Raw genomic sequence first — 20,714 nt, 5'->3', positions numbered from 1 at the left:
TCGCGGCGACCCACGGAGCAATGCCGGAGTGAGGGCATGCCGAGCCCTAGCGAGGCACCAAGTGGTGGGGCAAAGCCTTTTGGTTCCTTTTTGGCGTTTGAAAAAGGGACTCGCCGTAAGGGCGAAACCATAAGTGGCCGTTACCGCAGCAATGGATATGCCCCCCCAAAATCTCAATACAACCCCATGCTTAAGTGAACACCATTACCTTTTTTGGCGGGGGGGGCGATTTACCAGAGTGCCAAGGTATAGCTGAGGATCAGGCGGTTCTCATCCAGATCACTGCCGAAATGGCTCGAACGCACCGTCGCGTTACGCCACTTCACCCCGACATTCTTCAGCGGCCCGCTCTGCACGACATAACCAATGTCGGTATCCCGTTCCCATTCCTTGCCCTCCGGACGATTGCCACCCAGATCGATGTTGTCGCCGGTGAGGTAGCGCGTCATGAAGGTCAGGCCCGGTACGCCAATGGCCGCAAAGTTGTAGTCGTAGCGCGCCTGCCAGGACTTTTCGTCCTTGCTGGCGAAGTCGCCGATCTGCACGAAGTTCACCAGGAAGGCGTCGGTGCCGTTGACGTAGGCGTAGCCGGTGTCGCCGCTCATGCCTTGATAACCCAGGCCCAACGCATGCCCGCCGAGGTTGTAGGTGAACATCGCGCCGATGGCGTTGTTATCGACATTGCTGCCGCCATCGTCCGTGGAGCGGGCGAAGCGCAGATCCGTCTTCAACGACTGGCCGGTCGTGACTGGCAAAAGGTAGGTCAGGTTGACCAAGTGCTGGCTGTAGAAGTTGTCGAGGTGGCCGTAGCTGTAGCCGGTGGCGAGGTTGCTGGTCCATTTGTAGTTCAGGCTGGCGAAATCCAGGCGGTCGCTGTCGACCTGACGTGTGGTGATGCCCTTGGCGCCGGTCCGGGTGATGCCCATGTCCTCGTAGTCCGAGGAGTCGCGCTGATTGACTTGCGACAGTCGTCCGGCATCCACGGTCAGGCCTTCGATTTCCAGCGACGTCAACTGACCGCCCTTGAAGGTTTGTGGCAACAGCCGTGAATCGTTGGCCAGTACCGTCGGCACTTTCGGCAGCAGCGTGCCGAGTTTCAGCGTGCTTTTGGAGGCGCGCACCTTGGCGGTCAGGCCCAGTTCGCCGTACTCGTCCTGCGCGCCTTTGCTCGTGTCGCGATGGCGTTTGAGCAAGCCGGAGCCTGCGCGATCAGGGCTGGAGTCGAGCTTGACGCCGAGCAGCCCGATGGTATCGAAACCGACACCGATCAACCCTTCGGTGAAGCCCGATTCGTAGCGCAGCAGGAAGCCCTGGGCCCATTCCTCTTGTTTGGATTGGGCGGCATTGGCCTGGCGATAATCCCGGTTGAAGTAAAAGTTGCGCAGTTCCAGGCTGGCCTTGCTGTCCTTGATGAAGTCCGCATGGGCCTGGGTGGCAAGGCTGCTGCCGGCGAGGAATAAACTGAAAAGGGTAGGTTTCATGTTTGTCTCTTGTTGTTATGGGCAAGCCGATCCCGCACTGGCCGGGGCCAGTGGAGGGACGACTGGTTGACGTTGCCCTGGCCGGGCGGCGCAGGGCGGGCATAAAAAGCGCGAAGCCAAGGGGCGCACTCGCGCTCGGGGCCGTTGACCCCGCAAAACTGCAGCCTTAGTGACTGCTGGCCATGGCGGCGCCCAGGCCGGTCTGGGCGCGGACGAACTGATCGGCATAGGCCGCGCGTTCACGGTCGGCGCGCTCGCTGCGGTCCAGCCTGGACACGACCACGATGACCAGGAAGGCCAGCGGCATGGAGAACAGTGCCGGCTGATCGTAGGGGAAGATCGCCTGGGCATGGCCCAGTACACCGACCCACACCGACGGCGAACCGATGACCAGCGCCAGGGCGCTGACCAGGCCGGTCAAGCCGCCGTAGAGGGCGCCGCGGGTGGTCAGGCCACCCCAGTACATGGCCATGATCAATACCGGGAAGTTTGCCGAGGCGGCAATGCCGAACGTCAGGCCGACCAGGAAGGCGATGTTCTGGCCCTCGAACAGAATGCCCAGGGCGATCGCGACAATGCCCAGGCCGATGGTGGCGATGCGCGACACGCGCATTTCCTGCTTCTCGTCGGCCTTGCCCTTCTTGAAGACTGAGGCATAAAGGTCATGGGAGATGGCCGAGGCGCCAGCCAGGGCCAGGCCGGCCACCACTGCAAGGATCGTGGCGAAGGCAACGGCGGACAGGAATCCGAGAAACAGGTTACCGCCCACCGCCTTGGCCAGGTGCATAGCCACCATGTTGCCGCCGCCGATCATCGCACCGCCGAGCTTACCGTCGACGTAGTACTGCGGGTCTGTGCCGACGATGACGATCGCGGTGTAGCCCAGGATGCAGACCACAAGGAAAAAGAAGCCGATGAACACCGTGGCGAACAGCACCGACTTGCGCGCTTCCTTGGCATTGGGCACGGTGAAGAAACGCATCAGGATGTGCGGCAGGCCGGCGATGCCGAAGACCAGGCCCAGGGACAATGACACCGCGTTGACCGGATCGGCCAGCAAGGTGCCCGGGCCCATGATCTGCACGCCGCTGGCATGCACTGCCACGGCCTGGGCCGACAGCGTCTCGAAGCTGAAGCCGAAGCGGCTCAGGGCCATCAGCATCAGGGTCGTGCCGCCCGCCAACAGCAGGACCGCCTTGGTGATCTGCACCCAGGTGGTCGCCAGCATGCCGCCGAAGATCACGTAGACCAGCATCAGCAGGCCGACCACCACCACCGCCGTGCGATAGTCGAGGCCGAACAGCAGCTTGATCAGCTGGCCGGCGCCGACCATCTGCACCACCAGGTAGCAACACACCACCGTCAGCGAACCGAGGGCGGCGAAGCTGCGCACGCGAGTCTGATCCAGGCGCAGTGACACGATGTCGGCGAAGGTGTAGCGGCCCAGGTTGCGCAGGCGCTCGGCCATCAGGAAGGTGACGATGGGCCAGCCGACGAAGAAGCCGATGATGTAGATGAAGCCGTCATAGCCCTTGGTGAACACCAGGCTCGAAAGGCCTAGCAACGTGGCTGCAGACATGTAGTCGCCGGCGATCGCCAGGCCGTTCTGGAAGCCTGTGATACCGCCTCCGGCGCTGTAGAAATCGGCAGCGGAACGCGTGCGGCGGGACGCCCACCAGGTGATCAGCAACGTGGCGAGGACGAAGACGAAGAACATGCCGATGGCATGCACGTTGAGCGGTTGTTTCTCGGCGGTGAGGGGGGCGGCGTTGGCCAGCAGGGGGCTGAGGGCGAGCAGGGCAGCCAGGCGTTTCATGCGCGGGTCTCCTGCAGGATCTGCGCGCTGAGCGCGTCGAAGCGGGTATTGGCGGTGTGCACATACCAGGCGGTCAGCAACCAGGACAGCAGGATGATTGCCACGCCAATCGGTATGCCGAGGCTCAGGTGACTGCCGTCGTACAGCGGCAGGTGCAGCCAGGCAGGTGCGAAGGCCACCACCATGATGAAGCTGTAATAGACGGCCAGGACCGCGGCGCTCAGTGACCAGGCCAGCAGCGAACGTTGGCGGGTGAGGCGCTGGAAGTTGGGATTGGCCCTGACCAGGGCGCAGATCTGGACATGGTTCGGATGGTCAGTCGTCATGGTGAGGCTCCGCTTTTTTAATTGTTGTTGTATGTCGGCCTTTTGAGGGGCGTACGGGTACCCGGGCGACGTTCCGAAGCGGAGCGTCACCTGAATGCTGTTGGAGTCGTTGCTGCCCTGGCGATCTTCCGGAGGCGAGGGGCGTTGATGGCACTCATCGGGTGCCGACAGGGTGCCCGCCGCATGAGTCCACGACGGGCGCGAATGCGACAGATTGCGTTGTCGCGCAGCTGCCTTTTTTCGCCTTGAAAACAGGCTTTTCAACCTGTATCCAGGCCGTCAGCCCTGATTGAAAAAAGGGCCTTTCCGGTTGCGAAACGTTGCTGGTAAAACCAGGCTGGATGCGAGTATATGTTGGCTAATTTCCAATAAGAATCGGCAGAAAAGCCTGATGAATATGCAAAATCGCACAACGAAGAATCATGTGAATTGGGACGATATGCGCTTCTTCCTCGAGGTCGCCCGTGCACGCACCGCCAGTGGTGCTGCACGCCGTCTGGGGGTGGACTACACCACGGTGTCGCGGCGCATCCGCGCCCTTGAACAAAGCCTTGGCGCACTGCTTTTCGAGAAGTCCCGCACGTCGGGTTTTGTCATGACGGTCGAAGGGCAGCGCCTGATCAGTCACGCTGAAGCTTTGGAAAGTACGTTGCTGGCAGCCTGCGAGCAGGTATCGGGAACCACCGGGGGGCTCGCCGGGCACCTGCGCATCGGCTGTACCGAGGCCTTCGGCTCCTGCTTCATCACCACGCAGATGAGCCATTTCATCATTCACTATCCGCACATCTCGGTGGACATCCTGCCGGTCCCGCACTTCATCAACCTGTCACGGCGCGAGGCGGACATTGCCATCACCCTGGAGCGTCCCGAGCGGGGGCCCTACGTGTGCTCGCGCCTGTGCGACTACCGCTTGCGCCTGTATGCGACACCTGCGTACCTGGCCAATCATCCTCCGATTACCCGTAGCGAGGACTTGCCGAACCACCCGTTCGTGACCTATGTCGAGGACCTGGCCTTCAGCTTCAAGCTGCTCTACCTGAACGACCTGCTGCCCGGCGCGCACAGCCGCCTGCGCAGCACCAGCGTGGTTTCCCAGTATCATGCGGCGCTGGAAGGGCGCGCGTTGGCGATTCTGCCGTGCTTCCTTGCAGGTCCCGATCCGCGCTTGTGTGAAGTGCTGCCGGATGAGGTAGAGGTCACTCGACAGTTCTGGATGTACTACAGCGAGGATCTGCGCAAGCTCAAGCGCATCACCCTGGTCGCCGATTACCTGCGCGCCTGCGCAGAACTCAATCAGCCGCTGCTGATGGGCGAGTCCCGCGCGATGGCGTACCTGCCGTCGCCCTGAGTTGCATCACTGATCCGCGGTTCACCCAAAAAAATAAAAACAGGTGTCTCCATGCTTCTCGACCATGCGTTGTTAACCGATGTCAGCGGCAAGCCTATACGCCAGCCCCATAAAGTTTTTTCAACCGAGTGGGATGAAATCAGCAACTGGTCCGATCGCGTCTACATGCCCTATCGTGTCTCCCCCAAAGGGCAAGCCATCAAGCCTCATGCGACCATGCATTCATCCAGGATCGGCGAGTTGACGCTGACTCGTTTTGCCTACGGCGTGGCGGTGAGCGTCGATGATTTTTCGCCTGAAGCGGGGAATGCATTACTGCTCACGACCATTCGCGGCAATGCCCGGCACTGGACGCAGCGTTCAGACACCGAAGATACGGCAGTGGGTGAATCCTTCATTGCCGATTGCAGTCGTGTCGATTACCGGATCGACCTCGATCCGGATCACCTGCAGCTGAACCTGACCATCCCTCATGCACTTTTGGAACGGATGGCGCAGCAGTGGTTTGGGTTCGTACCCGATGATCGGTTCTGGAGACACAAGTGCGTCATCGGCGGGGTCGGTTCGAGCTGGCTAAGTCTGCTGGAGTACACGGTGCGGTGTGTTGCCGAGGCCGGCGAACACATGGCTGAGGGACGCATGGGGGCTCATCTGGAGCAAATCCTGTGCGTTCATCTGTTGCGAGAATGGGCTGACCGCGCCGCGCAGGCTGGGCTTGATTTCAATAGTCCGATGAACCGGATTGCGCCCCGTCATGTCAGGGCCGCCGAAGCGTTCATGAGTGCCAATGCAGCGAGCCTGCCGACGCTGGCAGAGGTTGCCAGTGCGGTCGGGACCAGTGTGCGGGCATTGAGCGGGGCCTTCTCGCGCTTTCGCGGCATGACGCCCGGTGCCTTCTTGCGCGAGCAGCGGCTACAGGGGGCGCGCCGCGATTTATTGGCAACGGATCCGGAGTCGGGTACGACAGTTTCTGCCATCGCCTTTCGGTGGGGCTATCTGAACCTGGGTGAATTCGCGGGAACCTATCGCAAGCGCTTCAGTGAACTGCCATCGCAAACCTTGCAGCGCCGACAGCGCTAGCGGGTTGACGCAAAAAAAGGGCACCGAGCGTGACGTCCAAGTCACCCTCGGTGCCCCCAGAAACCCAGCCATTCGCTGCGGGTCAGAACACCCACAAGAGCCGTAGGTTGACCCGCTGTTCTTCCCTGAAGCCGTTGTCGACCGATACGTCCTGGCCATAGTTGAGCAGGGCCTGGAACGTAGGGGTCATCCAGTAGGATCCTCCGACACGGTACTTGCTGGTACCGGGTTCATCGCCCTGGTCCTGACCGTCAATGCGCGACTCGCCGCCCCAGAGTTGAGACGCACCGACGTGCACCGACAGCTTGGGTGTCACGGCGTACCTCAGGTAGGTCTGGGCTTGCCATAGCGGTTTCTGGCGCAATGTCAGGCCTTGACTGGTGAAGTCGTCATTCTTGCCAAACACGGTGACATCAGCGGTGAGGTCCAGGGACAACTTTTCAGTGAGGCCGGTCACGTAACCGGTCTGCAACGTCATCTTCCAACGGTTTTCACCGAGGTTGAGTATATCGTTGTGGTCGTAGCTACCGGTCGGTACGAACAGGTAGGGCGCAATGCCCCAGTAACGGTTTTTCACCGGATCATTCACGAGCCACAGGGTCGACGCCAGAATCAAATCACCCGTGCCAGTGGTTTTTCCCAACGCGTCGTTGTCGCGTGTTCCTTCCAGGCGGCCGAAGGGCAACAGGAACTGCGTATTGATCGTGTAGTCACCCAGCTGCTGGTAGTTGGCGACGCGCAATATGCCGATGTCCGAGTCGAGTCCCGCCTTGATCGCAACCTTGTGGCCGTCACTGTACAGCGACCGCCGTTCGGCATGCTGCAGGTAGAGCAAGGCGATATTGCTGCCGGCTGGAAGTGCAGCGGCGTATTCGCCGGCGTCTACATCGATGGCTTGGGCGTTACCCGCCAGAGTGGCGAGCAGGACACCGGCACCGATCGTTGAGGCATCCAATGCGCATGCTGTGAAGCGAGCGCGCGCAGGGGTACGCGTGGAGATCTCCATGAGTCACCTGTTTTGTTTTTGTTGGTTTTAGAGAGGGGTGAATCAGGAGCCGGCTCAGCTGGTCAGGTTGCGGTAGGCCGCCGTTTCGAAGTCCAGGTAGGCATGGGTCGATACGGGGTCTACGAATGGCAAGATCTGAGTGGCCCAAAAACCACCGATGCCATTCTTGCGATCGATCCAGTAGAAGAGATTGGCCAGTCCAGCCCACGCCAAAGAGCCCGCGGGGCGACCGGTGGGGGCGTCCTGTTCGTTGATCATGAAACTCAACGCCCACGACTTTGGCATGCCGGGGAAGAATTCCGCCGTGTGGGAAATACTTGGATTCACGCAGGGAAGGGCTTTTATTTTGAGGTTGTCGAGCCCGTTTTTTTCGGCGAAACGAATCGTCTCAGGCTTCAGGATCCGTCCGTGGTCACCCTGTCCATCGTTAAGCCAGGCGCGGATGAACAGGCAGTAATCCTTGACTGTCGAGAACAGGCCATGGCCTCCCATGTGCACTTCGGGTTCCGGCGGGAGGAGGGAGCCTTCGATTGCGCTCAGCGATCCATCCTCCTCACGCTGATGCATGCCAGCCCGCCGCTGGAACATCGACGGGGTCATGGTAAAGGCGGTATCGGTCATGCCCAGAGGCTCGAAAATACGCTGCTGCATGACGTCGCCCAGACGCTTGCCGGTAACGGCCTCGACCACAAGGCCAGCCCAATCCAGGTTGGAACCGTATTCCCACTGCTCACCAGGCTCAAACAGCAAGGGCGTCTTGAGTGCAGCCAACGACGCGCTGATGATGCTGGGTTGTCGTTGTTCCTGAACCAGCCTGTTGTAATGTTCGTTGAAAAACTCGTACCCAAGGCCTGCCGTATGAAGCAGGAGCATTCGGGTGGTGATGTGTTTTTTGGCAGGGCGAAGCCGTGGGGTGCCGTCGCTATCAAATCCGTCGAGCACCTTGAGTTCACCGATCAAAGGCAGGTAGTCCCTGGCGGGCGCATCGAGATCCAGTCGGCCTTCCTCGACCAACTGAAGCACAGCCGTGGCGGTTATCGCTTTAGTCGTGGAAAACATCGCGAAAACACTGTCGGTGGTCATTGCATCCGTTTGACCGAGCGTTCGTAGCCCCGAAGCCCCCTCGTAGAGCAAACCGTCTCGCCCGGTTATTGCCGCGACTACACCTGGGACACGTTGCGCTCCAGCGGTGACGGTATCGAGCAGTTGATTGAATGATGAAGTTGAGCCTGGATTCATTATTGTTGTTCTCCTTAAACCCCACCCTTGTGCACTTGGCGAGTGACTAGTCGGGATGTGCAGTGACAGGACTGATTGGGCCGACGTGAAGCGATGAACGTCGGGCCAGTGGAGAGTAAAAAAATAAAACCAGAGGGTTTGTCGGCCGCCGGCAGAGGGTGTCGGAATCCGGCATTTATCCAGTTACCGCACAGGTGAGCACGATATGAACGACGGCGTTCCAAAGCGCTGACCCGCACTGTTCCCGGCAGAAAAACCGGCGCCGCGACTAAGGGAAACCTTTAGCCGCACTGGAGATTTCCCCCTTTCGGATGCTGTTCATCTTGATACCGGCGCGGCGTCTACTGGCTTACCTTGCGCCTACCCATAAAAATAAGAATGGAGATGTCAGGTGAAGCAATCTTGCCGTGGGCTCGGTATTGCCAGTGTGATCGGGGTTATCTGTTCGCCATTGGCAGCGCATGCCGATGTGATTGATGACAGTCACTTCAAAGTGGATACGCGTAACTTCTATTTGCACCGCAACTACACCAACACCAATGCCCCCGTGTCTGAAGTGCACAGTTGGTCCCAGGGTTTCGATGCGCAGTTCACCTCCGGCTACACCGACACGGCCTTGGCCATCGGCCTGGATGTGGATGCGCAATACGCCGTGCGCCTGGATTCCTCGGGCAACGACGGTTCGCTGCCCTACAGCGTGAGCGATCAACAGACGGCCGATGAGTACAGCCGCGCCGGTGCGACCTTCAAGATGCGCTACAGCAAGACCGAGTTGAAGGTCGGTGACCTGCGCCCGCAATTGCCAGTGGCATTCGATGACCCCAGTCGGCAACTGGATACCATCTACCAGGGGGCCGTGGTCGAGTCCAAGGAAGTGGACGGATTGACCGTGACCGGTGGCCGATTCTGGTCTGCCGTGACGCGGGAATCTTCCAATCACGAGAAATTCTACAAGTTTGGCTCCACCGATAATCTCGACAGTGACGGCCTGGATTTTGGCGGCGTGACTTACGACTTCAGCAAGACGTTGCAAGCCAGTTATTTCTACGGCGTCTTGCACGATATTTATCAGCAGCACTATTTCGGCCTGATGCACATGGCTGACCTGGGCAATGGCTACAAACTCAAGACCGACTTGCGCTACTTCAATAACAACGAAGATGGCAACGCCTTGAACGGTCCAATCGACAACCGCTCCTACGGTGCCTTGTTCAGCCTGCTCAAGGGCGCGCACATGTTTGGCCTCAGTTACCAGCGCATGCTCGGTGACAGCGTGTTCCCGACCATGAACGGCTTTATCCCGCAACCTTACCTGGTGCACTGGTCGTCCCTGGGGTTTGTCCGCCCGGATGAAAAGTCCTGGGGCGCGCGCTACAGCTATGACTTTGCCGGGATGGGCGTGCCGGGGCTGAAGTTCTTTACCCGCTACATCAAGGGCACGAACTGGGACCGCGGCGGCAACCTGAGCGACAACCAGGAAAGCGAACGCTACCTGGGCCTCAACTACGTGGTGCAGAGCGGGGCGCTGCAAGGCCTTGGGCTGGATGTGCGCAACATCGATGTGAAACAGAAGTACGGCTACGACTACAACGAGTTCCGTGTCGCCACGACCTACACCTGGAAGTTCTGGTAAGTGCGTTTTACCCCATAACAATAAGAGGCCTGACCATGATCGAACCCTTCGTCCTTTACATCTGCCCACCCACTTGTCAGTCGGCGCCTTGTGCACCGTCACCCGACGTACTGCGCGCATGAGCGGATTCCAGAAGGAGCAAACACTAGTGAATATCCAGGTCGATAACGCGGTCCTGCAGCAGCAGAAGAAGAAAACCTACATTTACGAGTGGTACGTGGTCGGCCTGTGCATGATCGCCTACATCTTTTCATTCGTGGATCGGCAGATCCTGGCGCTGATGATCGAACCGATCAAAGCCGACTTGCAGATCAGCGACACCCAGTTCAGCTTGTTGCACGGGCTGGCCTTTTCGTTGTTCTACGCCTTCATGGGCATGCCCATCGCCTACCTGGCCGACCGCTTCAGCAGACCGAAGATCATCGCCGTCGGCGTGGTGTTCTGGAGCCTGGCGACGGCTGCCTGCGGCCTGAGCAAGAACTTCCTGCACATGTTCCTCGCGCGCATTGGCGTCGGTGTCGGCGAGGCGGCCCTGTCGCCCTCGGCCTACTCGATGTTCAGCGACATGTTCCCCAAGGAGAAGCTCGGCCGCGCCGTGGGCATCTACTCGATCGGCTCGTTCGTCGGTGGCGGCCTGGCCTTCCTGGTGGGCGGCTATGTGATCGCCATGCTCAAGGACATGAACACCATCGAGGTCGCCTTTCTCGGCGCGATGAAAGCCTGGCAACTGGCGTTCTTCATTGTCGGCCTGCCCGGCATCGTGGTCGGCCTGCTGATCTGGCTCACCGTGCGCGACCCGGCGCGCAAAGGCCTGCAGGTCGATGCCCAGGGGCGGGCCAAGAAGGTCGCGATGAGCGATGGCTTGCGCTTTTTGGCTCGCCACCGTGCCACCTTCACCTGCCACTACCTGGGCTTTTCGTTCTACGCCATGGTGCTGTTCTGCATGATGAGCTGGAGCCCGGCGCTGTATATCCGCAAGTTCGGCCTGTCGCCCATGGAGGCGGGCTACATGCTCGGCACCGTGCTGTTGCTGGCCAACACTACCGGAGTACTGTTTGGCGGATGGCTCACCGACTACCTGGCCAAGAAAGGCCATCAGGACGCCGCGATGCGCACTGGCGTGATCGGTGCCCTGGGCATGGTGGTACCCGCCGTGCTGTTCCCGCAAGTCGATCAACTGTGGCTGTCGGTGACCCTGTTGGTGCCGGCGATGTTCTTCGCTTCGTTCCCGATGCCGGCATCCACCGCGGCGATGCAGATCCTCGCGCCGAACCAGGTGCGCGCACAGGTCTCGGCGGTGTTCCTGCTGATCAGCAATCTGCTGGGGTTGGGCCTGGGCACCACGCTGGTGGCGCTGTTGACCGACCGGTACTTCGGATCGCCGGCGGCGGTGGGCTCGTCGATGTCGTTGGTGATCGCCGGGGCGTCGGTGTTGACGGTGTTCCTGCTTTGGCGTGGTTGCCGCCGTTTCCGCGAAAGCTATGCTCGGGAATATCCGACCCAGGCATGACATAAACCTTGTCCATTTGTGGCGAGGGGATTCATCCCCGTTGGGCTGCGAAGCGGCCCTCAGCGTCCGTTCAAACAGACCGAGTTGTTCGGATTTACGACTGCTCTGCAGCCGAACGGGGATAAATCCCCTCACCACAGGGGCCGAGCCGCTTCAGGTCAGGAGAGCCTCTGATGTTGAATGACGTACACCTGCTGGAACGGCACAGCCTGCTCAGCTCGGCCGATTACCGCGAGATCAAGGACAAGGTCAGCCATTACCTGTGTCCCCACAGCTTCAACGTGCTGCGTGACGAGCCGATCCATACCCGGCTCAACGGCGTCTTCTTCGGCACGTCGGCGCTGCTCGACCTGCGCTATGGCGCGCCGGTGGAGATCAGCATCGGCGACATTGCCGATCAGTACCTGTTTCGCATCACCTTGCAGGGGCAATGCGAAGTGGCCCACGGGCGGCGCAGCGCGGCGATGCAGTCGGGCTGCCTGAGCGTTTCCTCGCCGTTCGCGCAAAGTCGCATCGTCACCGACGGGCAGTGCCGCAACCTGATCCTGCGCGTCGACCGCGATGCCCTGCAGCTGCAACTGCAACGCCTGCTCGGCCGCAGCCTGCGCCAGTCGGTGATCTTCGATGTCAGCGTCGATCCCCTGGGCGCCGGCGTCGTCAGTCTCTATCACACCCTGGACTACATCTGCCGGTTGTACGGCAGCGGCGTGGACGGTTCGCGCCTCGCCAGCGGCCTGTCCGACTACCTGATGCAACTGCTGCTCACCCAGCTGCCGCATAACCACTCGGCGGACCTGTTGATCGATTCGCACGCGCCGCTGCCGCACCACGTGAAGAAGGCCCGTGACTACATCGAGGAGCACCTGGGCGAGCCGATCAACCTGGCGACCCTCAGCGAGCTCTGTGGCGTCTCGGCCCGCACCCTGCAGAACGGCTTCAAGCAGTTTCTCCAGCAAGCGCCGGTCGAGTACATCCGTGACCGTCGCCTGGCGGTGATCCACGCCTCGCTGCAGCAGGGCAATGCCGGCGATAGCGTCACCGATATCCTGTTGCGGCACGGCATCAACAGCTTCGGGCATTTCTCCAGTGCCTATCGGCAACGCTATGGCTGCCTGCCGTCGGACACGCTGCGCCGACATCAGCATTGAGACTTGTGCGCAATCGGTCAGTCGGCTGCGCAATCGGAGGAGTCCGGGGCGGTGCCGCCCGATAGCATCGAGTCTCTTACAAGAAGGAGCAACTCGATGAAGATTACCGTGCTGGGTGGGGGACATGGCTGCTACGCCGCTGCTGTCGAGATGGCTGAAAAGGGGCATCAGGTCCGCCTGTGGCGCCGCGATTCGGCCGCGCTCAAGGAACTGCTGGCCATCGGCAGCCTGACCATCAAGGACTATCGGGGCACTCGCCAATTGTCCGTCGGCCAGCAGGGCGACAAACTGTCGTTCACCGACGATCTCGCCGAAGCCCTGGGCGACGCGCAACTGGTGATCATCCCGCTGCCGTCGACTTCCCACGAAGACCTGGCCCGGCACGTGGCGCCGCATCTGCGCGACGGCCAGGTGGTGTTCCTGCCGCCAGGCACCTTTGGCAGCTACGTGTTCGCCAAGGCCATGGCCGACGCGGGCAACCAGAGCAAGGTCGCCTTCGCCGAAACCGGCACGCTGCCATATCTGGTGCGCAAGCATGGCGCCAGCGATCTGGTGATCAGTTGCTACGCCACCCGCCTGCCGACCGGCGTATTACCCAGCAATTTGTCCGAGCATGCGTTTGCGGTGTTGCGCGAGGCCTACCCGAGCGTCGAGCCGATCGAAGACGCCCTCAGCGGTGCGCTGATGAACGCAGGTCCCATCATCCACCCGCCACTGATCATGATGAACGCCGGTCCCCTGGAGCATTTCGAAGCCTGGGACATTCACAACGAAGGCACCCAGCCGTCGATTCGTCGCGTGACCAACCAGCTGGATGCCGAGCGCATGGCCGTGCGCGAAGCACTGACCTACGGCGCTCCGCACTTTCCCCTGGCCGATCACTACAACACCAGCGAAGGCGAGGAGTGGATGTACGGTCGCGGTGCCCATGGCAAGCTGACCGACAGCGGCGACTGGCGCGAAGACATCGACCTGCAGAAACATCGCTACATGCTCGAAGACACCCGTCTGGGCCTGTCCTTCCTGGTTTCGGTCGGGCGCTGGGCCGGTGTGCCAACCCCGGTTGCCCAGGGCCTGCTGAGCATTGCTTCGGTCGTCGCCGAACGTGACCTCTACGCCGAGGGTCGTACCCTGGAGAACCTTGGCCTGGCCGATCTCGACCGGGTGCAGATGAGCGAACTCCTGACCAGGGGATTGAACTGATGAACGCCGCGCTGCCCCCTGTCAGCGTGGTCGGCGCCGGGCGGATGGGCGAGGGCATTGCCCTGGCCTTCATCCATGCCGGCCTGCCGGTGACCCTCATCGACATCAAGGATCGCGCCGAGGAAGAGCGCCACGGCTACTTCGAGCGCGTGCGCAATAACATCCGCAGCGAACTGCAGATGCTGGTACGCCTCGGCATGCTCCAGCCGGAACAGGCAGACATCGCGCTATCGCGCCTGACCCTGCAATCCCGATCCCAGGCCGCCGGGACATTGAGACAGTGCGAGCTGGTGTTCGAAGCCGTGCCGGAAGTCATCGAGGTCAAGCAGCAGACCTTCGCCTGGGTCAGCGAGCATGTCCCGGCGTCGGCGATCATCGCATCGACCACCTCGACCTTCCTGGTCACCGAGTTGAGCGAAATGGTCAGCACACCTGCGCGCTTCGTCAACGCGCACTGGCTCAATCCCGCGCACTTGATGCCGCTGGTGGAGGTCAGCCGCAGCGCAGTGACCTGCCCACAGGTGGTCGAGCGCCTGCTGCAACTGCTCAAGCGCATCGGCAAGGTGCCTGTGGTGTGCAATCCGGTGGCTGGCTACATCGTGCCGCGCATCCAGGCGCTGGCGATGAATGAAGCCGCGCGGATGGTGGAAGAGGGCGTGGCCAGCGCCGAAGATATCGACACCGCGGTACGCGTGGGCTTCGGCTTGCGCTTCTCGGTGCTGGGCCTGCTCGAGTTCATCGACTGGGGTGGCGGCGATATTCTCTACTACGCCTCGCGTTACCTCAGTGGCGCGCTGGCACCGCGTTTCGAGTCGCCACAGGTGATCGCCGACAACATGCAAAACGGCCGCAACGGCTTGCGCGATGGCCAGGGTTTCTACGATTACCGTGAGCTGGACGTGGACGCCTACAAGCAGCAGCGTATCGGCGCCTTTGTGAGCAAGCTGGCGTCGTCGGGGTTGACGCCAGCGTTCGATGGGGCGTTGCGGCAGGGCTGAGCAGCAGGGCCCGGATGCCGGGCCCTGACTGTCTGGATCAGCGCACCAGGCAAGGTTGCTTGTTGTTGAAGCTCCAGCCTGGAATCAGGAACTGCATCGCAACGCTGTCATCCCGCGCGCCGAGCCCCATGCCCTTGTAGACTTCGTGGGCCTTGGCCACCGCGTCCATGTCGATGTCTACACCCAGGCCATGCCTGGTCGGAACCTTGACGTAGCCGCCTTCGATTTTCAGCGGCTCCTTGGTCAGGTGCTGGCCGTCCTGCCAGATCCAATGGGTGTCGATCGCAGTGATTTCTCCCGGCGCGGCGGCTGCGACTTGAGTGAACATGGCCAGGGAGATATCGAAGTGGTTGTTGGAATGAGAACCCCAGGTCAGGCCCCATTCGTGACACATCTGGGCAACACGGACGGAGCCCTGCATCGTCCAGAAGTGCGGGTCGGCAAGCGGGATGTCGACCGATTGTAATTGAATGGCGTGGCCCATTTCGCGCCAGTCGGTCGCGATCATGTTGGTGGCGGTCTTCAGTCCTGTGGCGCGGCGGAATTCGGCCATGACTTCGCGGCCCGAGTAACCGTTTTCCGCACCGCACGGGTCTTCGGCGTAGGCCAGGACATGATGCTGATCGCGGCACAAGCGGATGGCCTCTTTGAGCGACCAGGCGCCATTGGGGTCAAGGGTGATGCGTGCATCGGGAAAGCGCTCGGCCAGTGCCGTCACCGCTTCGATTTCTTCATCGCCGCTGAGCACACCGCCCTTGAGCTTGAAGTCGTTGAAGCCGTATTTGGCTTTTGCCGCTTCGGCCAGGCGTACGACCGCCTCGGCGGTCATGGCTTTCTCGTGACGCAACCGGAACCAGTCATCATCGGCGTCGGACTCGTTTCGGTAGGCCAGGTTCGTGGCATGGCGATCACCGACGTAGAACAGGTAGCCAAGCATTTTCACCGCATCGCGTTGCTGCCCTTCGCCCAACAAGGCCGCCACCGGAACCTCGAGGAATTGACCCAGCAAATCGAGCAGGGCGGCTTCCATGGCGGTCACGGCATGAATGGTGATCCGCAGGTCGAAGGTTTGCAGGCCGCGGCCGCCTGCATCACGGGAGGCGAAGGTGGTACGCATCTGGTTGAGGATGCGTTGGTACTGGCCGATGGGTTGGCCGATCACCAGGCTACGAGCGTCTTCGAGGGTCTCACGGATGCGTTCGCCACCCGGTACTTCGCCCACGCCGGTATTACCGGCGCTGTCCTTGAGAATGACGATGTTGCGAGTGAAGAACGGGCCGTGGGCGCCGCTCAGGTTCAGTAGCATGCTGTCGTGGCCCGCAACGGGTACCACTTGAAAACTGGTGACGACAGGCGACTTGGTGGCGTTGGCAGTATGTTCAGCGTTCATGGCAAGTTCCTATGAATAGAGGTCGTTCAGCGATCAATGGGGTCAGTGCGCCTTGACTGTCGCACCCGTTGGAGCAGCGTTCGGCGATTCCGGCAGCGGGGATGGCTTGGGTGAAGTCCTGGCAAAAAACACCAGTATCGCGGCGAGTACCGAGGTGCCGGCCAGGCCATAGAGGCCGCCTTGAATCGAGCCGGTGGTCTGCTCCAGGAAGCCGAAAGTCGTCGGTGCCACGAAACCACCCAGGTTGCCGATCGAGTTGATCAGCGCGATGACGGCGGCGGCGATACGGGCATCCAGGTAGCCCTGGGGAATCGGCCAGAACAATGAGGACGCGGACTTGAAGCCGATGGCAGCGAAGCAGATGGCGACAAAGGCGAAGATCGGTCCGCCGGTGGTGGACAAGAACATGCCGGCAGCGGCAATCAACAGGGCGGTGGCGACCCAGGCCTGCTGGAATTTGAACTTGCCCGACAGCGCCGCAAAGGAGTACATGGCGATGATGGAGATCAGCCAGGGAATCGAGTTGAAAAACCCGACCTGCACGTCACTCAGGTCACCCATCTTCTTGATGATGCTGGGAAGCCAGAAGGTTGCCGCGTAGATCGTCAGCTGAATGCAGAAGTACAGGGCGCAAAACAGCAGGATCTGACGATCCTTGAGAAGCTTGCCGATGGTTGGCTTGATGGTGGTCAGGGCTTCACGCTCACGCTGCTCCTGATCGATAGCGCTGACCAGTGCATCTTGCTCTTCACGCGTCAGCCACTTGGCGTCGTGGGGTTTGGAGTCCAGCCAGAACCAGACAAAACCGCCGATAACGACAGAGGCCAGGCCTTCGATGGCGAACATCCACTGCCAGCCGTGAAAACCAAAGCCTTCAATCTGCAGCAGGACACCCGACAGCGGGCCTGAAATCAGCGACGCAACGGCTGAACCACTGAGAAAAATGGCAATAGCCTTACCGCGCTCGACACCTGGCAACCAGCGGGTGAAATAGTAGATCACGCCAGGAAAGAAGCCTGCTTCGGCCACGCCGAGCAAGAACCGCAGAATGTAGAAGTGGGTTTCGTTCTGGATGAACGCCATCATCGTCGCGACGATGCCCCAGGTGAACATGATGCGCGTCAGCCAGATACGGGCTCCGACTTTTTGCAGCAGCATGTTGGAAGGTACTTCGAAGAGGGCGTAGCCGATGAAAAACAGGCCGGCACCCAGCCCGTAGGCGGCAGCACCGATACCGAGGTCATGTTCCATGTGCGTGCGCACGAAACCGATATTGACCCGGTCGATGTAGTTGAGGATGAACATGATCACGAAAAGCGGGAGTACATGTCTCTTCACTTTACTCACGGCGCGCGCGAGAACCGAATCATCTTCTGCAACGACAGATGCATTGTTTGAATTGTTCACAATTCAAATCTCCCACTGATTATTTTTGTGCGGGTTTGAGCGTGTCGCCGGCGGCTTGGCCGCCGGTTGTAGCGGAGCGAATTACTGGACGCCAGGCATGGTCATTCAAGGGCCTTGGCATAGGTGCCAGGAGGCAAATCGCCGGCCGCGTCGAAGTCGGTCAAGGGAAAAGACAGGAGGTCTTTCGGGAGGATGGACTTGAGTTGTTGATTCATCTGATTCGCCTGCATCGCTGGTTTTTGTTGTGATGTCTGGTGCGCTCTAGTTGATAGACATCATACAAGTGGTTTTTCTTTGCTGCAATGCGATGGTCGGTGTTTTATTTCATAACGAGGGCGTAATAACCGCTTTTTCGATTATTTCTATCAGTGTTTGCTGGGGTTTTTGGGCGGTCATGGGCGGGGCGACGCGGCATTGGCGTCTCGATCGCGTGTTGGTGAGGGGCGCTCAATTTGAGGGTTATAGGTGTGTTGTCATACAAGATATGGCCGTTTTGTAATTCAACACAGCAGTGTACGTTCGCATTTCGCCAGAGACTCCCTGGTGGGTGTTAAGCTCTCTGAAGCGAAAATCTGTGGACTCAAACCTATGCAAATTGAAAGCGGAACCCCTGTCCGTAGACGATCCAGTAATCTGGCTCAGGGCGTGGTGGAAGCACTGACCCAGCGCATCTTGCTCGGACAATTGAAGCCAGGCGAAAAGCTGCCCTCGGAATCGACCATCGTTCTCGAGCATGGCGTGAGTCGTACCGTTGTCCGGGAGGCTATCTCCAAGCTGCAGGCTTCAGGTCTGGTGGAAACACGCCACGGCATCGGCACATTTGTGCTGGAGCAACCCTCCCAGCCAGGGCTGCGCCTGCATGTGGATACGGTTGCAAAAGTCAGGAGCATGCTGGAACTGAGATTGGGCCTGGAGGTGCAGGCCGTTGCGCTGGCAGCCGTTCGCCGCACGGACGATCAGCTCGCGCGCATGCGCCAGGCCTTGAGTGATTACCAGGCTTCGTTGGCCAACAACGACAGTTGCGTCGAGGAGGACAAGCGCTTTCACCAGATCATTGCCGAGGCGACCGGCAATACGTTTTTCACGGAAATCATGCAGCACTTGGGCAATGCCATGATTCCCCGTACCCAGGTGAAGGTCGACGAGCGCGGAGGCGCCGACTTTGCGCAATTGGGGCACCTGGCGAACCTGGAGCATGAAGCGATTTTCAACGCGATCAAGCGCCAGGATCCCGATGCGGCTCGAGCGGCGATGGTGCTGCACCTGACGAACAGCCGGGATCGGTTTTCGGGAGATTGAAGTGGCTCTGAAGCCGCAATGAGGGAGCCTCCACTCCCTCACCGATGTTTTACCCTCGACACTCCGCCAACCCTTTCACCTGCCCCGAATCCGTCTGGTTTTCATCACTCAACCAGCGTTCGAACCCGGCGCCAATCGCCGGCCATTCCGAGTCGATGATCGAATACCAGGCGGTATCGCGGTTCTGTCCCTTGACCACCATATGCTGGCGGAACACGCCTTCGAAGCTGAAGCCCAGGCGCTCGGCCGCGTACTTGGAGCGGGCGTTGTCGTTGTTGCATTTCCACTCGAGGCGCCGGTAGCCGAGGGCGAACGATTCCTTGGCCAGCAGGTAGACGGCCTCGGTGCTCCTGGGTGAGCGTTGCATCGGCGCGCCGAAGGTGACGTGGCCAATTTCGATGCGGCCCTGGGCCGGGACGATCGACATCAGGCTGAGGATGCCTTGGACTTCGCCGCTGGCGCGGTCGATCACGCTGAAAAAGTAGGGGTCGCTGCTGGCGGCGTGGTTGTCCAGCCAGTCGTTGAATGCGCTGCGTTCCGGGAAGGGGCCGTAAGGCAGGTAATCCCAAAGTTTCGGATCGGCACCTGGACCTTGCAGGGCGTTGAACAAGTCGTCGCCGTGGCGCGCCGGGTCGAGTTTTTCCAGGCGGATGAAACGCCCTTCGATCAGTTGGACTGTCGGGGAAGGGACGCCTTTCCAGTCGGCGAGTGAAGTCGGCATGCTGTTCTCCTTGAACCTTAGATGGCTTTGCGAAACTGGATGAAACCCGGACGCTCGGCAATGCGCTCGTAGAGCTGGATCGCGGTGGCGTTGGTTTCGTGGGTCAGCCAATGCACCTTGTTGCAGCCGTCGGTCTTGGCCGTGGCGTAGACGAATTCGATCAGCTGGCGACCAACGCCGGTGCCACGGGATTCGGGTGTCACCAGCAGATCCTGCAGGTAGCAGGCGTTTTCAATGCTCCAGTTGGAACGATGGTAGATGAAATGCACCATGCCCACCGCCTTGCCGTCGGCCCAGGCGAGGGCGGCGTGGGTGGGTTCGTTCGAGTCGAGCAGGCGCTGCCAGGTGCTTTGGCTGACGGTGTCTGGCAGTTCGGTGTTGTAGAAACGCAGGTAGGCGTGCCACAGCGGCAGCCATGCGGCGTGGTCGTCGGCGCTGACCTGGCGGATGTCGATCTGGCTCATGTTCATTCCTTAGGGCATCAAGTGGGCGAGGGCCTGGTCGTGTGCATCAGGGCTGGCGGCCAGCCCTGCGCGCACGCCTGCGATGTCGGCGGCGTTGCGGTTCTGGCTGAGCTTGCGTTTGCCTTCCAGGCGCTGGATCGGCAGGGCGAAACCGACGATGGCCTTGAGCATGCCGTCGATGTAATCGGCGGGGGCATCGGCGACTTTCCACGGTTGCACGCGACCGGCTTCATGGCGATCGGTCAAGGCGCCGACCAGTGAGCGCAGACGCTCGGCATCGGTGAACACTTCAGCGCTGCCATAGGCATGCACGGCCACGTAGTTCCAGGTTGGCACGACTTTGCCGTCCTCTGCTTTGCTCGGGTAGAACCCGGGGCTCACATAGGCATCGGCGCCGGCAAAAATGACCAGTGCTTCGGCGCCGTCCTGCAGTGCCTTCCACTGTGGGTTGGCCTTGGCGAAATGGCCATACAGGGTGCCGTTCGGACCCTCGTCGGTTTTGAGCAGCAAGGGCAGATGACTGGCTTGCAGGCCCTGTTCGCCATGGGTAACCAGCACGGCGAGGCGGGTGCCGAGGATCTGTTGCTGCAGTTCATGCAAATCGTTGAAGGCAAAGGCGCGGGGCGTATACATGGAAATATTCCT

Annotated in this window: 18 protein-coding genes and 1 pseudogene; 8 read left to right on the top strand and 11 right to left on the bottom strand. The window is 60.5% G+C overall.

From position 1 onward, the window contains the following. Positions 1 to 230: 230 nt before the first annotated feature. The 3 genes from HFK74_RS26525 to HFK74_RS26515 form a co-directional block, all read right to left on the bottom strand. Positions 231 to 1,481 carry an OprD family porin gene (locus HFK74_RS26525; RefSeq protein WP_180206052.1) on the bottom strand — a complete coding sequence of 417 codons (1,251 nt, stop codon included), beginning with the start codon at positions 1,479 to 1,481 and terminating at the stop codon, positions 231 to 233. Positions 1,482 to 1,647: 166 nt separating this feature from the next. After that, positions 1,648 to 3,297 (bottom strand): cation acetate symporter, encoded by a 1,650-nt coding sequence (locus HFK74_RS26520; protein ID WP_180206051.1) that lies wholly within the window; start codon positions 3,295 to 3,297, stop codon positions 1,648 to 1,650. Then, on the bottom strand, positions 3,294 to 3,623 hold the full coding sequence (locus HFK74_RS26515) for a DUF485 domain-containing protein (protein ID WP_008063274.1): 330 nt from the start codon (positions 3,621 to 3,623) through the stop codon (positions 3,294 to 3,296). The genes HFK74_RS26520 and HFK74_RS26515 overlap by 4 nt, the downstream gene beginning before the upstream one ends. A 391-nt stretch (positions 3,624 to 4,014) precedes the next feature. On the opposite strand from HFK74_RS26515, the gene HFK74_RS26510 reads away from it, so the two are divergent. Beyond that, positions 4,015 to 4,971: a LysR family transcriptional regulator gene (locus HFK74_RS26510; protein ID WP_180206050.1), complete on the top strand. Its 957-nt coding sequence runs from the start codon at positions 4,015 to 4,017 to the stop codon at positions 4,969 to 4,971. A gap of 51 nt (positions 4,972 to 5,022) precedes the next feature. Continuing rightward, positions 5,023 to 6,051 (top strand): AraC family transcriptional regulator, encoded by a 1,029-nt coding sequence (locus HFK74_RS26505; RefSeq protein ID WP_180206049.1) that lies wholly within the window; start codon positions 5,023 to 5,025, stop codon positions 6,049 to 6,051. An 82-nt stretch (positions 6,052 to 6,133) separates the two neighbouring features. On the opposite strand, the gene HFK74_RS26500 is transcribed toward HFK74_RS26505, so the two are convergent. Together HFK74_RS26500 and HFK74_RS26495 are read right to left on the bottom strand one after the other, a co-directional pair. Further along, positions 6,134 to 7,006, bottom strand: coding sequence for a transporter (locus HFK74_RS26500; RefSeq protein WP_257230428.1), 873 nt, complete (start codon positions 7,004 to 7,006; stop codon positions 6,134 to 6,136). Between the two features lie 105 nt (positions 7,007 to 7,111). Next, complete coding sequence (locus HFK74_RS26495) at positions 7,112 to 8,296, bottom strand: serine hydrolase (protein WP_180206047.1); 1,185 nt, start codon at positions 8,294 to 8,296, stop codon at positions 7,112 to 7,114. Positions 8,297 to 8,687: 391 nt separating this feature from the next. Here HFK74_RS26495 and HFK74_RS26490 point away from each other — a divergent pair, with 391 nt between their 5' ends. From HFK74_RS26490 to HFK74_RS26470, 5 genes are all read left to right on the top strand, one after another. Then, the gene (locus tag HFK74_RS26490) at positions 8,688 to 9,929 is read left to right on the top strand and encodes an OprD family outer membrane porin (protein WP_180206046.1); all 1,242 of its coding nucleotides are present in this window, start codon (positions 8,688 to 8,690) and stop codon (positions 9,927 to 9,929) included. Between the two features lie 148 nt (positions 9,930 to 10,077). Further along, positions 10,078 to 11,439: an MFS transporter gene (locus HFK74_RS26485; RefSeq protein WP_180206045.1), complete on the top strand. Its 1,362-nt coding sequence runs from the start codon at positions 10,078 to 10,080 to the stop codon at positions 11,437 to 11,439. A gap of 173 nt (positions 11,440 to 11,612) precedes the next feature. Continuing rightward, positions 11,613 to 12,587, top strand: a complete 975-nt coding sequence (locus tag HFK74_RS26480; protein ID WP_180206044.1) for an AraC family transcriptional regulator — start codon at positions 11,613 to 11,615, stop codon at positions 12,585 to 12,587. A 96-nt stretch (positions 12,588 to 12,683) separates the two neighbouring features. Further along, positions 12,684 to 13,790 (top strand): NAD/NADP-dependent octopine/nopaline dehydrogenase family protein, encoded by a 1,107-nt coding sequence (locus HFK74_RS26475; protein ID WP_180206043.1) that lies wholly within the window; start codon positions 12,684 to 12,686, stop codon positions 13,788 to 13,790. Next, entirely contained in the window at positions 13,790 to 14,788 is a 999-nt protein-coding gene (locus tag HFK74_RS26470; protein WP_180206042.1) for a 3-hydroxybutyryl-CoA dehydrogenase, read from the top strand. Before HFK74_RS26475 ends, HFK74_RS26470 begins: the two co-directional genes overlap by 1 nt. A 37-nt stretch (positions 14,789 to 14,825) precedes the next feature. Here HFK74_RS26470 and gudD read toward each other — a convergent pair whose 3' ends face one another. The 3 genes and pseudogenes from gudD to HFK74_RS33305 all read right to left on the bottom strand — a co-directional run. Then, positions 14,826 to 16,178 (bottom strand): glucarate dehydratase, encoded by a 1,353-nt coding sequence (gudD, locus tag HFK74_RS26465; protein WP_180206041.1) that lies wholly within the window; start codon positions 16,176 to 16,178, stop codon positions 14,826 to 14,828. Between the two features lie 42 nt (positions 16,179 to 16,220). Beyond that, positions 16,221 to 17,585, bottom strand: coding sequence for an MFS transporter (locus tag HFK74_RS26460; protein WP_180206040.1), 1,365 nt, complete (start codon positions 17,583 to 17,585; stop codon positions 16,221 to 16,223). A 104-nt stretch (positions 17,586 to 17,689) separates the two neighbouring features. Next, a pseudogene (locus HFK74_RS33305) lies at positions 17,690 to 17,800 on the bottom strand (5-dehydro-4-deoxyglucarate dehydratase); the annotation flags it as partial. A 373-nt stretch (positions 17,801 to 18,173) separates the two neighbouring features. Here HFK74_RS33305 and HFK74_RS26455 point away from each other — a divergent pair. Next, positions 18,174 to 18,884, top strand: a complete 711-nt coding sequence (locus tag HFK74_RS26455; RefSeq protein ID WP_180206063.1) for a FadR/GntR family transcriptional regulator — start codon at positions 18,174 to 18,176, stop codon at positions 18,882 to 18,884. A 49-nt stretch (positions 18,885 to 18,933) separates the two neighbouring features. Here the strand turns inward: HFK74_RS26455 and HFK74_RS26450 are convergent, their stop codons facing one another. Genes HFK74_RS26450 through HFK74_RS26440 form a run of 3 tightly spaced genes read right to left on the bottom strand, consistent with a single transcriptional unit; the run spans position 18,934 to position 20,702 of the window. Beyond that, positions 18,934 to 19,605, bottom strand: a complete 672-nt coding sequence (locus tag HFK74_RS26450) for a GNAT family N-acetyltransferase (RefSeq protein WP_180206039.1) — start codon at positions 19,603 to 19,605, stop codon at positions 18,934 to 18,936. Positions 19,606 to 19,622: 17 nt separating this feature from the next. Beyond that, positions 19,623 to 20,069, bottom strand: coding sequence for a GNAT family N-acetyltransferase (locus HFK74_RS26445; protein ID WP_180206038.1), 447 nt, complete (start codon positions 20,067 to 20,069; stop codon positions 19,623 to 19,625). 9 nt (positions 20,070 to 20,078) lie between these two features. Next, positions 20,079 to 20,702 carry an FMN-binding negative transcriptional regulator gene (locus HFK74_RS26440; protein WP_180206037.1) on the bottom strand — a complete coding sequence of 208 codons (624 nt, stop codon included), beginning with the start codon at positions 20,700 to 20,702 and terminating at the stop codon, positions 20,079 to 20,081. Positions 20,703 to 20,714: the final 12 nt, after the last annotated feature.

The organism is Pseudomonas sp. SbOxS1 (assembly GCF_013416725.1).
GTDB lineage: Bacteria > Pseudomonadota > Gammaproteobacteria > Pseudomonadales > Pseudomonadaceae > Aquipseudomonas.
Note: the sequence above shows the minus strand (reverse complement) of the source record. Positions and strands in the feature narration are given on the sequence as shown.